The 15943-nt window shown below is 44.0% G+C and carries 13 protein-coding genes; 11 read left to right on the top strand and 2 right to left on the bottom strand.

Annotated features, from left to right (window positions below):
* Together KAH81_08235 and KAH81_08230 are read right to left on the bottom strand one after the other, a co-directional pair.
* Positions 1–253: hypothetical protein (locus tag KAH81_08235; GenBank protein MCK5833642.1), on the bottom strand; the 253-nt coding region annotated here is incomplete at its 3' end.
* 31 nt (positions 254–284) lie between these two features.
* Positions 285–665 carry a hypothetical protein gene (locus KAH81_08230; GenBank protein ID MCK5833641.1) on the bottom strand — a complete coding sequence of 127 codons (381 nt, stop codon included), beginning with the start codon at positions 663–665 and terminating at the stop codon, positions 285–287.
* A 328-nt stretch (positions 666–993) separates the two neighbouring features.
* On the opposite strand from KAH81_08230, the gene KAH81_08225 reads away from it, so the two are divergent.
* From KAH81_08225 to KAH81_08175, 11 genes are all read left to right on the top strand, one after another.
* Positions 994–1590 (top strand): riboflavin synthase, encoded by a 597-nt coding sequence (locus KAH81_08225; protein MCK5833640.1) that lies wholly within the window; start codon positions 994–996, stop codon positions 1588–1590.
* A 17-nt stretch (positions 1591–1607) separates the two neighbouring features.
* Positions 1608–2861, top strand: a complete 1254-nt coding sequence (locus KAH81_08220) for a bifunctional 3,4-dihydroxy-2-butanone-4-phosphate synthase/GTP cyclohydrolase II (protein ID MCK5833639.1) — start codon at positions 1608–1610, stop codon at positions 2859–2861.
* Positions 2848–3327 (top strand): 6,7-dimethyl-8-ribityllumazine synthase, encoded by a 480-nt coding sequence (locus tag KAH81_08215; protein MCK5833638.1) that lies wholly within the window; start codon positions 2848–2850, stop codon positions 3325–3327. The genes KAH81_08220 and KAH81_08215 overlap by 14 nt, the downstream gene beginning before the upstream one ends.
* On the top strand, positions 3327–3770 hold the full coding sequence (gene nusB / locus KAH81_08210) for a transcription antitermination factor NusB (GenBank protein MCK5833637.1): 444 nt from the start codon (positions 3327–3329) through the stop codon (positions 3768–3770). Before KAH81_08215 ends, nusB begins: the two co-directional genes overlap by 1 nt.
* A 3-nt stretch (positions 3771–3773) precedes the next feature.
* Positions 3774–4499, top strand: coding sequence for a metallophosphoesterase family protein (locus KAH81_08205; GenBank protein MCK5833636.1), 726 nt, complete (start codon positions 3774–3776; stop codon positions 4497–4499).
* Positions 4500–4542: 43 nt separating this feature from the next.
* Positions 4543–7533, top strand: a complete 2991-nt coding sequence (locus KAH81_08200; GenBank protein ID MCK5833635.1) for a DUF2723 domain-containing protein — start codon at positions 4543–4545, stop codon at positions 7531–7533.
* A gap of 11 nt (positions 7534–7544) precedes the next feature.
* Positions 7545–8693, top strand: coding sequence for a glycosyltransferase family 4 protein (locus tag KAH81_08195; GenBank protein ID MCK5833634.1), 1149 nt, complete (start codon positions 7545–7547; stop codon positions 8691–8693).
* A 1-nt stretch (position 8694) separates the two neighbouring features.
* Positions 8695–9132 (top strand): Holliday junction resolvase RuvX, encoded by a 438-nt coding sequence (gene ruvX, locus KAH81_08190; protein MCK5833633.1) that lies wholly within the window; start codon positions 8695–8697, stop codon positions 9130–9132.
* The gene (gene mltG, locus KAH81_08185) at positions 9122–10204 is read left to right on the top strand and encodes an endolytic transglycosylase MltG (protein ID MCK5833632.1); all 1083 of its coding nucleotides are present in this window, start codon (positions 9122–9124) and stop codon (positions 10202–10204) included. The genes ruvX and mltG overlap by 11 nt, the downstream gene beginning before the upstream one ends.
* A gap of 240 nt (positions 10205–10444) precedes the next feature.
* Positions 10445–11944, top strand: a complete 1500-nt coding sequence (locus KAH81_08180) for a PD40 domain-containing protein (GenBank protein ID MCK5833631.1) — start codon at positions 10445–10447, stop codon at positions 11942–11944.
* A 610-nt stretch (positions 11945–12554) separates the two neighbouring features.
* Positions 12555–15943, top strand: a 3389-nt coding sequence (locus KAH81_08175; GenBank protein MCK5833630.1) for a hypothetical protein, incomplete at its 3' end; no start/stop codon positions are given.

Raw genomic sequence — 15943 nt, 5'->3', positions numbered from 1 at the left:
TTTGCCCAAAAGAGTCTAACACGACAACACCAAATACATTGGGATCATATGGATTTCTGGCTCGAATAACCTTAATAGTATTCGATGGATCAAACGAAAGAACTTCTCCAACCTTTGCTATTTCTGGGATTTTTATATCTGTATAAACAGTTTTAAATTTCTTAATTTTCGATGGATCTAATTCGTTTTGTCCAATGGATGAAATAATTACAAGAAATATTGTGAGATATTTATAATGCTTGAATTTATTCATGAATTAATTTTTGACCTGTAGGAAAATATAATTATAAGTTAGTTAAATCGATATATTGCTCGAATTTCTTGCGGTTGTTAATTTCAACTAAACAGCCTGTTTCAATGGTAGGTTGAACTATTTCGTGGTCTGGTTCTACAACAAGAATATTCATCTCGTTGTCACTTGGGAGAAGCTCGCAAATACAGCTATTCATGTTGTAAGTTATCTTGGCGAGTTCTTCTCCTTTTAAATCTGATACTAATATCAAGACTAATGTGGCTTCATCCATCTGCCCAGGGATAAAAAGTTCGGGCAGATATGCGAAGTATATTTCGGGTATAGATCGAATGATCTTTGCTATTCCCTCGACGCAACTTTCAGGCAGAGGTTTCGAGGGGATGCTAACTATTATATCGAGGTTGACATCCATTTGTGTAAACCTTTGTTTAATAATTGATTGGATCGTTCTTAAAATATGTATGCTTCATATTGATAAAAATTATAGCTTTTTAAATTAATATTTCAATATAAATAGCTAACTAACATAGTTATGCAATTTTAGTTGTTTCATTTTTCATTGGTTGCACCACAGATATGCTCGATATTTGACTAGAGGGCGCTGTCATGATTTTTGTATAATTTCTGGTGGTATTTGAAATTCCAGATAACAAATTCTTCTTATTTAGTAGTTATGGATTAACCGATTGACTTTTAATTAATTTAAATATATTTTCTTTGGACTTTTTGTATAATGGAGGTTGAGTGATTTGTTCACTGGTATTATTGAGAGAATCGGTGTTATAAAAAAGATTGAAAGGAAAAGCCAAACTCTTAAAATTACCCTTGAAGCGAATTTCGCTTCGCCGATCAAGGTTGGAGAAAGCATATCTTCAGATGGAATATGCCTTACGGTCAATGCGGTGACATCGGGTTTTTTTTCTGCCGATGTTTCCGAGGAGACCTATAGGGTTACAAATCTCCGGAATGCTCTTCTTGGCAAGGAGGTTAACCTTGAACGCGCATTACCGGCTGATGGCCGTTTTGGGGGGCATTTTGTTCAGGGGCATATTGATTGTTTAGGTAGAGTCATTAAAGTTGTTAAAAAGGCGGGTTTTGCAGAATTAAGTGTATCTTATCCTAAGAAGTATGATGGGTTGGTTAGTAGAAAAGGTTCTATTGCTGTTGATGGAGTGAGTCTGACTATTGCCGACAAGAGAGTTGGAGGATTTTCAGTTGCAGTTATTCCTGAAACGCTAAACTCTACCATTATCAAGGATTATTTATCGGGTAGGAATGTAAATTTGGAGTTCGATATTTTAGCTAAATATTTAGAGAATCTAATAAAGGCAAGATAAAAACGACTCAAGAGATTATAAAATTCGACGATGTGAAAACGGCTATCGACAGGATAGCCGAAGGGGGCATTATCATTGTTGTGGATGATGCCGACCGTGAGAACGAAGGCGATTTTGTTGCTGCTGCCGAGAAAGCGACTTCTGAGATGGTTAATTTTCTCACTCGATATGGTCGCGGAATGGTCTGTGCCCCAGCGGTTTCCGAGCGTTTGGAAAGTCTCGGTCTAGACATGATGGTAAATAAGAACACCGCTTTACATGGAACGCCATTTACTGTTACGATAGACTATAAAGATGGCACAACGACGGGTATTTCAGCACCCGATCGAGCGGCGACACTTCGTGCGCTTGCAGATCAGCGCATTGATTCGGATAAATTTTCTCGACCCGGACATATATTTCCCCTCAAAGCCACTGATGGTGGTGTTCTTCGTAGAGCTGGCCATACAGAGGCTTCTGTCGATCTTTGCAGGCTAGCAAACCTTTATCCAGTTGGTGTGATATGTGAGATTATGTCCTCAGATGGCACCATGGCGCGTGTTCCAGAGCTTGTAAAGATAGCATCGCAATATAAGCTTCCGATTATTACGATCGAGGACCTAATCGAGTATAGACGCAAAAACGAAAAACTCGTTCGCCACGTAACTTCTGCTGATTTCCCAACGAAATATGGTAGTTTTCAAATCCATCTATACGAATCCCTTCTCGATGGCCGTCAACATATAGCCCTCGTTAAGGGCAAGATTGATAGTAAGCAGAATATTCTTGTTCGTGTCCACGATGAATGTCTCACCGGCGACGTTTTCGGAAGCCGAAGATGCGATTGTGGTGACCAACTCACTACCGCTATGAAGATGATAGAACAAGAGGATCAAGGTGCGCTTCTCTATATGCGTCAGGAAGGACGAGGAATTGGCATCGGGAAAAAATTGCAAGCCTACCATATTCAGGATCTTGGTTTTGATACTGTCGAAGCAAATTGTAGGCTCGGTTTCCCACCAGACCTTCGCGATTATGGTATTGGAGCACAAATATTGGCGGATCTTGGTATAACGACTATTCGTCTTTTGACAAATAATCCTCGCAAAATAGTTGGTCTTGAGGGTTATGGTCTTTCGATAGTGGAGCGAGTGCCGATAGAGATACAACCAAATTCTGATAATATCAAATATCTTACAACAAAAAGAGAGAGAATGGGACATCTTCTGGATTTTGACGAAAAGCTGTCTTCTGAGAATAAACGCAAAAGGAGTAATGATGAGTGTTGTTGAAGGGAAATACATTGTCAAGAATGCTGCTAAATTTGCTATTGTCGCGGGCAGGTTCAACGATTTTATCGTAGAAAAATTGATAGCAGGTTCTATAGATTGTCTTTGCCGCCATGGTGTCAATGACACGGCCATAGATATATTTCGTGTTCCAGGGGCTTTCGAGATTCCTGCTCTTGCCAGCAAAATTGCTCGAAAAGGAGAATATTCAGCTATAATCTGCCTAGGTGCTGTTATCCGTGGTGAAACTCCACATTTCGATTTTGTTGCTTCCGAGGTTTCCAAGGGTATCGCTAATCTTTCTATGCAGATTTCGATTCCCATTATTTATGGTGTTTTAACAACGGATAGCGTCGATCAGGCTATGGATCGTTCTGGTGTGAAAGCAGGGAATAAAGGCTTTGTTGCAGCACTCGATGCTCTTGAGATGGCAGATCTTTATTCAACTTTAGAAGGGAAGAAAACTTAATGGGAGCACGTCGAGAAGCTAGGATTGCTATACTGATGGCACTTTATTCGATTGAAGTGGCCGGGAAAAAGAATATCTCTCAACTTGAAGAGGAAATAGTGGAATTTCACGAGGTTCCAAAAACTTCTAAGTTGTTTTATAATAGCATATTAGAAGAAATAGTTAAAAATATAGAAGATATAAATAATATAATTAACGAGAGAGCAGAGAATTGGGCGCTCGAAAGGATAGCAATAGTCGATAAAAATATTCTCAGAATTGGCGTTGCTGAATTCCTGTATTTTCCTGACATACCTCCTAAAACGACTATTAACGAGTGTATCGAGCTTGCAAAACAGTTTGGAACTTCAGAGTCTGCGCGTTTCGTTAATGGCCTTCTCGATGGAATACTGCGGCACCTCGATATAGATAAGAGAGAGCAGATCGAGAGCGAAAAGGAATAAGGAATGAAAATAGCAATCATTAGCGATATTCATTCAAATTTGGAAGCGTTAAAGGCAGTATTAGATTATATCGAAGGTTTTTCGGTGGATTCGATATTTTGCGCAGGAGATATTGTAGGATATGGTGCCGACCCTGTGGAGTGTGTTGAAATTATTAAGAAGCGCGCCGATTTGGTGGTTGCTGGTAACCATGATTATGGTGTTGTTGGAAAAACCGATATTTCAAAATTCAAACAGAGCGCGCGTTCTGCCATAGAATGGACATCGGCACAATTGGATTTAAATCAAAAAAAATGGTTGGCTTCGCTTGATCTAGTGAAAAATGATAATAATATAAAAATTGTCCATAGTTCTCCGCTTTCACCCGAAAGCTGGCATTATATTCGCTTGAATTCCAGCATAACTGCTCAATTCGAAGCATTTTCTGAAAGAGTGTGTTTTGTTGGGCATAGCCATAAACCTGGCATATGGTGTTCTTCTGGTGATCGGATAGAATGCGGTTCTTCATATGTTTTGTCCGGTTTAAGTGGTTATAGATATATTGTCAATGTTGGGAGCGTTGGTCAGCCGCGAGATGGCGATTCGCGTGCTTGTATTGTTATTTTCGATGATGAATCGATGATGGTCGAGTTCCATCGCGTAGATTACGACATCGATTCAGCAGCGAATAAGATAATTTCGGCAAATTTGCCAGAACAACTGGCATCGCGGTTATATAAAGGTCGTTAATATGAAAGAAAATGAAATATAGAATATTTTTGGGAGAAAAAAAATGCCACAAGTGAATAGTATAGTTTTAACCCATATTATCGTATGGCTTATTTCGGGTGCGATTACTGGAATACTAGCTGCGATAGTTGCTAGAGGTAAGGGACAGAGCGCACTTAAATGGTTTTTCATGGGAGTAATTGCGCCATTTGTGTCTTTGATCGGTGTCGCTATTACGGAGAAAACTGAAGGAAACGACTTTCGTTTAACCGATAGAGCATATAAGGTAATGCGAAGATGGTATGCGGTTCTGATTTCTTTTGTAGTTTTCATCGTTTATGCGCAGACAGCTCAGCCGACAGTTCCGTTCTGGGATTGCGGTGAGTTTATTGCCTGTAGTTTCAGCTTGAGTGTGCCGCATCCACCAGGAGCGACACTATTTCTGCTTCTAGGAAGAATTGTTAGTTTGCTTCCTCTCGATTTCCTTGCACCTTTATGGGGTCTTGAAGAGCTCACAGTTGCGCATAAGTTGAACCTTATGAGCGGTTTCTTCAATGCGACAACTATTGGCGTTATTTTCATGATTATCTCGCGTGCGGCGGAGAAATTCTTCCTTAAAGCAAATTCTGCTTCGGAATATGCCATAGTGCTTGTTTCAGGACTCGTTGGAGGATTGCTTGCGGCCTTTTCCTCGACCTACTGGGGAAATGCAGTCGAGGCCGAGGTTTACGGCCCGGCCATGTTCATTACTGCCTTAGTACTATATGTTGCCATGTTGTGGTATGAAAAGCGCGATAAACCGGACAGCGACAGATATCTCGTATTTATAGCCTATATGTTATATCTAGGAATATCGATTCACTTAACAGTGATGATAATGCTACCACCAGTATTCCTATTTGTTGTATTCTCGAGTGTCCGGAAAAGAAGGGATCCAATATTCTGGTTCACCTGGATATTGCTTTTCACAGTTGCAACGACATTTAAAATATTTCTTGGAATGTCGATAGTGGGACTTGCCGTTCTTCTTCTCGGTTTTATAATCGCAGGAACCATGAAACATAGGAGTCTTAAGGCAGAGAGAGCCACACGCAGTTTCGGTATAGGTTTTGTTACCATTCTCGTTTGCGTAATAGCATTTGGGATAAGCACCTACACGCTGATTCGTTCGCAACTTAACCCGCCTATTGACGAAAATAATCCGGAGACTGTAGAAGGTTTCGCGGATTATATGGATAGAAAACAATACGGACAGGAGTCCATGTGGGAATCCATGTTCAATCGTAAGGGGACGTGGGTTAATCAGATTGGCGTTCATCCAAGAATGGGTTTTTGGGGCTTTTTCGAAAAACAATGGTCAACGCCACTTACTAGTCTTAGGGGTACGATTCCTTTCTTTATTTCGTTGCTTGGGCTTTTCATCTTTTTCCCAAAGCACAAACAATTCTGGTTGCTTTTATTCTTGGCGCTCCTTGTGAGCACTTTAGGGTTGATAATATATATCAACTTCTCTGACGGTACCCAGGGGATTAAGTTAGAGGTTCGTGATCGCGATTATTTCTTTACCCCTGGATATATGTTTTTCTCTGCGTGGATAGGTTTGGGATTAGCTGCATTGCTTGCTATGTTTAATAAGCTTAGACGTTCTGTCAAGCTTCCTGCTTCATTGACGCTTATACTTTGTTCTATTCTCACGCTTCTTCCAGCGATTCCATTAAAAGCTAACTGGTTTACCCATGATCGGAGTAAAAACTACATTCCGCATGACTATGCTTTTAACATTTTAAATTCATGCGATAAAAACAGCATTCTTTACACAAACGGTGATAATGACACATTCCCATTGTGGTTCCTCCAAGTTGTGAAGGGCGAAAGAGCTGATGTCTGTATTGCTAATCTTTCCTTGCTTAATACAAATTGGTATATCAAGCAATTGAAGACGAGAAACTATTACAAATATACAGGTACCAGTTCTTCAGGAGGAAAAATCACAGGGACTATGGAAGCGGAATCCTCGCTGGATTTGAATCGTAAACTCAGTTCTAGGAATATTACTCTAGTATCCTCCGAATTAACGAAAAGAATTAACCAATTTGGTCATGATTTCGTTCCAATAAAGATGACGGATGACCAGATAGATTTACTTCGCGCCTATAGAACCTCGGATGGTTCAGTTGTTCGCGTTCAAGATATAATGGTGAAGCATCTCATCGACCATACACAGGTTACTGTTACTCAAGATACTATTGGCGAAAAAATCGATACTAATTATGTTTTCACACCACCGATTTATTTTGCTGTTACAGTATCTCCTGATAACAAGCTTAATTATGGCCCTTATTTAAGAATGGAAGGGCTTGCATATCGCCTTACTGGTCAGAAAGGTGATAGACAAGTCGAACCTGAAATTATGCGGGATTATCTTTTCGATACTTATTTTTTCCGAGGCTTGAAAGATGATAAAATATATAAGGATGAGAATTCCGCGAAGCTTCTTCAAAACTACACTACGGCTTTCATGACTTTGGCGTTAGACCTAAGAGCAAAAGGTAGAATGGACGAGTCGAAAGAGGTCATGGAAGGTGCAATCGATATGTTGCCTTACGACTGGCGTATTGCAATGTTTGCGGCAGATATCTTCGCAGATGTAGGGAATTGGGAAAGATTTGATGAGCTTCTAGAAACAAGTCTTCAAGAAGATCCTACAAATATTCGTCTAATTCGGCTTTTCGCCGACTTATGTTACCAATACGGTGACACAAGTCGCACACTCGATATTATAGAAAAAGGCCGCATCAAGAACCCAGAGGACGATGTTCTCTTTAAATCGCAACTGGGTTATCTCTACTCATTTGGCGAGACCGGAAAATTCAATGAAGAGATAACGGCATGGCATGAAAAGCATCCTGATGACGAGAAGATTAAATCCTATTTTGAGTCTATTCAAAAGACGCAGCCTTCAAAGTCAAAGATGATTGTTAAGCCCGGCACGAAATCGACCGAAGAGGTAGCAACAGAAAAGGAGACTCAGACGCTTCCAAGTGGAAGAGAGTAAAGGATAAGACTTTGGGCAAGAATATATTAATAATTAATTGGCAAGATATTACGAATCCGTTTTTTGGAGGAGCCGAGGTGCATCTTCATGAGATTTACGGTCGTCTTGCCCGTGATTATGGATATAGTGTTTCTTTGCTTTGCACTTCGTATCCCGGTGCCAAGCATCAGGATAGTCTCGATGGGATTCGAGTGATCCGAAGTGAGGGTAATCGCAACACTTTTGACAGACGGGTCAAGTCTGAATATTTACGCTTGCTGAGCTCTGGCGAGAAATTCGATCTCATCATAGAAGACATGAATAAAATGCCTTTTATGTCAGCAAAATGGGCTAAATGTCCAGTGCTAGTCCAGGTGCATCATTTCTTTGGCAAGACCATTTGGAAAGAATTCCCCTGGTATCTATTTCCGTTTCCTCTGTATGTTCTATGGGGTGAGAGCAAGGCCCTAAGATTATATAGAAACAAAGGATTACCAATAATCTCCGTCTCCGAATCAACTGCTGAAGACCTAGTAAATTCAGGTATCAAGCGCGAGGAAATAGATATTATTTATAACGGTATTCGCCAGGAAGTTTTTTTCCCTGACGCTTCTATTCCTGAATTTGAGAATCCCACAATTGTTTATTTGGGACGGATAAAAACGTATAAGCGTGTCGATGTGCTAATAAAGGCCATGCCGGCAATTAAAGAACGAATTCCCAACGTGAAACTAATTATTATAGGTTCCGGTGACGGTCTTCCGGCTTTGCGAAAACTAGTGGACTTGCTTTCACTTTCCGAGGGGACAGTTAAGTTTGCTGGTTTCGTTAGCGAAGAGGAAAAGGTCGAATATCTTCGAAAGGCCTGGGTAGCCGTGAATACAAGCCCAAAAGAAGGTTGGGGTATTGTCGGTATGGAGGCACAGGCCTGCGGGACGCCAGTCGTTGTTTCTGATGCTCCCGGATTGCGTGAATCGGTTCTAGAAGGTGAAACCGGTTTCCTTTTCGAATTCGGCAATGAAGCTTCTCTTACTGAAAAAGTAACCAATCTTCTTCAGAATCACGAATTAAGGCTAAATATGGGCGCAAAGGCTGTGGAATGGGCCAGGAAATTCACTTGGGATAATGCTGCTGAGGAAACAGATGCCTTAATACAGAGAATTATAGTGAGTAATTCCTAGCGTGGGGCGCTATTTAGGCATAGATTATGGTCTCGTCCGTGTAGGACTTGCTCTTTCAGACCCTTTGGCGATTATTGCACAACCCTGGCAGACTATCAAAAACGAAGGTCTTGATTCACTTGCATCGCGAATTTGTTCGATTATAGAAGAAAATGACATCAGCGATCTCGTTTTCGGCAAACCACTTCATTTATCTGGAGATGAAGGTATATTGTGTGTGCAAATAACGACATTATCGAATAAAATTGCCGAGCGCAAACCTAGAGTTGGACTTCATTTTCAAGATGAGCGTTTTACGAGCGTCGAAGCTACTCGGGCTATACATGCCACCGGCGGTAAACCTAGTTATGAAAAAGGCAGAGTCGATGCTGTTGCTGCTTCGCTTATATTAAGCACTTTTCTTGATTCAATAAGTAAGGGAGAAGCTCTTGAAACGTAAGATATTGCCTGTTTTCGCTATCGGTTTCCTCGGTATATTGACCGTAGCCATCCTTCTTTTCATAGAGATTTATTCGGTGCCAACCGGCCTAGAATACAACGAGCCTATACATATAACCGTACCAAAAGGCGCAACTATTTCGACTATTGCGCAGATATTGCAGGATGCCGATTTAGTTGAAGAAGCATGGAAATTTGAAACGGCGGCGAGATTATTCAGTTTAGATAGGAAAATTCGTGCCGGTAAATATAAATTCGACGAACCCCTCTCGGCAATAGACCTAGCCAAAGCTTTAACTACCGCTGGTTATTTCGATATTATGGCTACTTTTCCAGAAGGTTCGACTATTTTCGATATTGCTCGTATTGCTCATGATAGTATCGGCATAGACTCTTTAGCGATTGTATCTGCTGCTTTCGATAGTTCTCTTATGAATAAATATAATATCCACGCTCCAAGTTTCGAGGGTTATCTATATCCAGAAACATATAGTCTTCCGGAGGGCGAAACAGGTTCCGCGCTGATCTCTCGCATGGCAGAACATTTTACAAAGAAATGGGATGTCGTGATGTCGGATCGCGCGGAAGAATTGGATATGAGTATAAACGAAGTAATAACACTTGCTAGCATAATCGAGGCTGAAGCGAGAGTTTCATGGGAGCAGACGGTGATAGCTAGTGTTTATCATAATCGCCTAAGGCGCGGGATGTTGCTACAAGCCGACCCGACCGTTATATATGGGCTTAGGAGCTTCGACAGAACTCTTACTACAGCCGATCTCGATACTTCATCATGCAAATACAACACTTATCGTTTTACCGGACTTCCTCCCGGAGCAATTTGCAATCCGGCCATAGAAGCTATCTTTGCGGCTCTCTGGCCTGATTCAACCGATTATCTTTTCTTTGTATCTAACGAAAACGGCACTCACTGGTTCAGCCGTAATCTGGAGGAGCATTATGCGGCGATTAGATCTATTCGCAAGGAGGGGATTCACGGCCCGATACCAGAGATTTATATTAATGGCGAAGCAGTGCAAAAAGAAACTCCAAAGACCACTGTGGAGCACTAGAATAAATCAAGTAATATATTAGGATAATCATCCTAATATATTAATACTCATGAAGTTAGAAGTATTATAGATTTTGTGTTTAGTTATTTGCATGCCGTAACAGCCTAATAATCAATAACTTATGTGCATAAACTTAAACTATTTTCAAATATATCTTGACAATACCTTATCATATTTGTAGTTTCTCGAATAGGTTAATTTTTCTGTTATGCTTTTACGATTTGGTGAAAGGAGCATAATATGGCGAAAAAAGTTATTGGTTTTGTTATCGCAATAATCGTCATATTGCCAATGTTGGGGGGGACATGTCAATCGACTTACATTCCTGACAGAGGCAATTCTAGGCCGTATAATTCACATGCTTCCGGCGCAGAGGAGGCCACTTCTATGGTCAGGATTACGAGCCGCCCATCACATGAGTGTTCACCGGATATATCACCGTTGGGGGATTATATTGCTATTGAAAGCTGGGAAGCCGGTGATTTCTATAGCAAAGCTGGTGATTTCGATATATGGATCGTCGGATCAGATGGCACCGGGGGCTTTTCAAGAATTACTAACAGCCCAACCGATGATTTTTATGCCTCGTGGTTCCCAGATGGTTCTAGAATTCTTTACACGAGTTTAAGCGGGGGATACCCAACTATTTGGGCGAAATCTGCGACTGGTCTCAGTGGTTCACAAAAAATTTCTTGGACTGGAACCTACGATTACACTGGCGATATCAACCCGAATTGCAGTTCAATTGTTTTTTCGCGAGGAGAGCAATTTATTCCATCGCCTGTTCAGATTTGTAGCCATTTTTTTTATCCGGCTGTTCCTTGGCAGAAGACAGATGAAACGCTTTGGTTACCTAGAATTTACAAAATGGACATAAGCGGTGCGCGTGTTACCGATCTTGGCCCAGGATTCGACCCTCAAATATCGCCTGATGGCAATAAAATCATTTATACAAGCTTCAAATCGGGAACTTACGATATCTGGATGATGGACATAAACGGCAAAGTTAGCACTCAATTGACTACTTATCCAGGACACGAAATAGATCCTTGCTGGTCACCCGATGGCAAGTGGATTGCATACTCAAAAAGTGCGCCTTACGCAGCCGATGGCTTCACAGACTACCGTAACGCAGAATACTGGAATATCTGGATAATCAATGTTGAAACAGGTGAAAATTTCCAGAAAACATTCAGTCAGGTTGCACGCGATCTCGGGCCGGCATGGGGTTATGTTAAAGATGGTGAAGTCTATCGAGATTTCATTTACTTCCATTCTGATAGGGATGATTTTATTTCGACAGGTTTCGATATTTATCGTATTAACCCGGACATGGGAATCGGCGATTACGATATACCCGACCTTACAAGTTTACATGGCGCTAAAGCTATAAATATAGACTTTACCGAATCATCGATCAGGAAAGGCGCAGGGCTTGAACCGCGCGTCATAGTCCTGAATTCCACAGAAAACAAAGGATGGGCCAAGGAGGTTGGAGACGGTCTTCGCGATAGGGGGTACAACATTGTCGAAGTTGGTAATACTGTGACGGAGAAAAACCTTCAATTTACGAAGATATACTATCGTGATGGCTTTCGTCTCGAAGCAGGTGTGATTGCTCTTAAAAAGATGACTGGCACACAATACATATATTTGAACGATGAGATTTCCGATGCTGATATTGTGGTGGCTCTAGGTGGCAATAAAGCTTCGCAGAAGGTCACCGATTCTGCAAAATAGATTTACGCGTAGGTGATTAATGGGGAACCGCCCTTTCAATAAGGGCGGTTTTTTTATGGCGATATAGCCTAGACTAGTGAAGTTTCGGGTTGGCTAATATGCAAAATGATTACTACTTTAAATTCTTCGACAGAGGAAGCGAATTGTGTCTAAGTTGTGTTTGAGAGAACACTAATCCATCCGGCGCCCGCTGTCACGATTTTTGCTACGGTAATTTGGATTTATTTATTACATGATTTTCTACCGCAAAAATTTCCACTCTACCCATCGATGTCCTGTCATTTCGACCCGAAGGGGGAGAAATCTCCTTCGATTGGCAGGAGATTTTTTTCTTCGCGTAAAAAACCCTTCCGTAAAATCCCACAAACTCTACACCGAAATATACGATATATCCGGGAAGTTAATAAGGAAATTGAACCCTATAAACAGGGTTGCTGTCTGGCAACCGGACGCCGCCGTTGGTAGCGGCGTCTATCTCGTCCGTGCAACATTTCCGCAACAGACGGCTTCAGCCGTCTGCACGAAATGGGCGGCGCCGGTCGCCCTTTTTCATTTGTTTCTATCAAATTTCGTATTACATTAGTGGAAACAAAATATAAAGGGAGGAAAAATGAAAATCATGAGATTGCTGACTGTTTTGTTATTCGTTGCACTTGCCTTCGGGCAACAATACAACAATATCTTCAATCCGCCGCAGTTGACAGACCTAACCGAAGGCGGCGCGACTAACCTCGACGGAGTTGTGACTACCGGCTTGCCCATTGGCTCGTTGATATTCGTTTTCGACGGTTCCCAAACGAGAACTTATTGCCTGACAGCCGGAACAGATCCGGAAGATTCGCCGCTTGTCATTCGCCCTGACGATTTTGATGCCGGGACTAACGCGAAGGTATGGATACTTCGCCTTTCGAGCGACCCCGAGGAGACGGGATATTCCGGCGGAGCCGGCGGCGCGAACGGTTGGGTGGACGACGGCGCGGTAGTTCGGCTGGAAACGGGAACCGACAACGTCGGCATCGGGACGACAACCCCGGGGGCAAAGCTCGAAGTGGCCGGGCATATATGGCAGACCGGCTTGGGACAATCGGTTTTCATCGGTGTAAGCGCCGGAGCAAACGACGACTCTACCGATAACCGGAATGTCGCGGTTGGCGATAGTGCGCTTCACCGCAACACGACCGGCTATAAAAACACCGCAAGCGGATACGAGGCGCTTTTCTACAACACGACCGGCGATAATAACACCGCCAGCGGATACAGTGCGCTTAATTCCAACACGACCGGCAATTACAACACCGCCAGCGGATGCTATGCGCTTCACCGCAACAGGACCGGCTATTACAACACCGCCAATGGAGGCAGTGCGCTTTATAACAACACGACCGGCAATTTAAACACCGCCAACGGATATCTTGCGCTTTACTACAACACGACCGGCTATTTCAACACCGCCAGCGGAAGTTTTACACTTTACTACAACACGTCCGGCCATAGAAACACCGCCAGCGGATACAGTGCGCTTTATAACAACACGACCGGCGATTACAACACCGCCAGCGGGAGTTATGCGCTTCACGGCAACACGACCGGCTATAAAAACACCGCAAGCGGATACGAGGCGCTTTACTCCAACACGACCGGCTATGGAAACATCGGTGTCGGATATCAGGTGGGGGACAACATTACAACCGGCGATGGAAATATAATTATCGGATACAATATAGACGCGCCGAGCGCTACGAGCGATTACCAGATAAGTATCGGCAACCTTATATTCGGGACAAACGCCGATGGAACCGGAGCCACAATTTCCTCCGGCAATGTCGGCATCGGGACGGCAACACCGGGGGCAAAGCTCGAAGTGGCCGGGCATATATGGCAGACAGGATTAGGAAAATCGGTATTTATTGGATCTGGCGCAGGCGCCAACGATGATCTAACCGATAATCGAAATGTCGCGGTAGGTGACAGTGCGCTTTACTCCAACACCACAGGCTTTGACAACACCGCCTGCGGGTATCGGACGCTTTACTCCAACACTATCGGCTATTTAAACACCGCCAGCGGATACTCTGCGCTTTATGCAAACACGAGCGGCGGTTACAACACCGCCAGCGGAGGCCAGGCACTTAATTCCAACACCGAAGGCAATTACAACACCGCCAGCGGATACTATGCGCTTAGGTCCAACGTCGCCGGCAATTATAACACCGCCAGCGGATTCGATGCACTTGGTTTAAATGTCGTCGGCTCTTACAACACCGCCAGCGGAGGCCAGGCACTTAATTACAACACCGAAGGCCATTACAACACCGCCAGCGGGCATTATGCACTTTACGCCAACACCGAAGGCAATTATAACACCGCTTTGGGTTATTCCACAGGTGACAACATCACAACCGGCTCGCGTAATATTATGATTGGTCAGAATGTTAATGCTCCCTCTGCCACCGGCGACGACCAACTGAACATCGGCAATACCATATACGGCGACCTAAGCACCGGCAATGTCGGCATCGGGACGACAACACCGGCGAATCGCCTTGAAGTCGACGGCCAAGCAAGCTATACCGATGCCACCGATATGGGCACCAACGATGCCGATTTCGCATCGAAAGCGTATGTGGATGCAGGCATCAGCGGCGCTACCGACAACGACTGGGCGTATGCCTCCGGAAGCGGTCTTACGGGAGATATCTACCACTCCGGCAATGTCGGTATCGGGACGACAACCCCGGGGGCAAAGTTGGAAGTGGCCGGGCATATATGGCAGACCGGCTTGGGAGGCTCGGTCTTCATCGGTGTGGGTGCCGGCGCAAACGACGACCTATCGAATAATAAAAATGTAGCTGTCGGCGATTCTGTGCTTAACTCCAACACCACGGGCGGTGGCAACACCGCCAGCGGATATCAAGCGCTTAACTCCAACACCACGGGCAATGCCAACACCGCCAGCGGATACCATGCGCTTTATTCCAATACCACGGGCGTTGGCAACACCGCCAGCGGGTATCAAGCGCTTAACTCCAACACCGAGGGCGAGTACAATACCGCCAGCGGATATCAAGCGCTTATGTCCAACACCACGGGCGAGAACAACACCGCCAGCGGACACTTTGCGCTTAAGGGCAACACCATAGGCAAGTGGAACACCGCCAGCGGATACTGGGCGCTTTCCCTCAACACCGAGGGCAATAGCAACACCGCCAGCGGACACCATGCGCTTTACGGCAACATATCGGGCAGTTTTAACACCGCAATCGGAAGCGCCTCGCTTAGGAATAATACAGCAGGTGATAAGAATGTCGCCATTGGAGACAGCGCGCTTTACTCCAACAACATGGGCAATAACAACACCGCCAGCGGACATAAAGCGCTTTATTTCAACACCACGGGCGAGAACAACACCGCCTTAGGCAATAATGCCGGGTATAATATCACTACCGGCTCAAATAACATAATTATTGGCGCGGATATCGATGCCCCTATCCCTACGGCCGACGATCAGCTCAATATCGGCGATGCGATCTATGGCGACCTAAGCACCGGCAATGTTGGCATAGGGACGACAAGCCCGGGCGCAAAGCTCGAAGTGGCCGGGCATATATGGCAGACCGGCTTCGGAAACTCAGTTTTCATTGGACAGGGCACAGGGGCAAACGACGACCTTACCAATAACCGGAATGTTGCGGTTGGCGATAGTGCACTCTATTCCAACACGTCCGGCCATCGCATCACCGCCACCGGATACTGTGCGCTTCGCTCCAACACGACCGGCTCTTACAACACCGCCAACGGACACGGCGCGCTCTTTTTCAACACGACAGGCTCTTCCAACACCGCCAGCGGGAATTATGCGCTCCACGCCAACACGACAGGCTCTTACAACACCGCCAGCGGACAATATGCCCTTCGCTGCAACATTGAAGGCAATAAAAACACCGCTGTGGGTTATTCTGCTTTCTATAGTGGGTCAAATTATTCCAACTCGACAGCGTT

The organism is bacterium, from assembly GCA_023145965.1.
Classification (GTDB): domain Bacteria; phylum UBP14; class UBA6098; order UBA6098; family UBA6098; genus UBA6098.
Note: the sequence above shows the minus strand (reverse complement) of the source record. Positions and strands in the feature narration are given on the sequence as shown.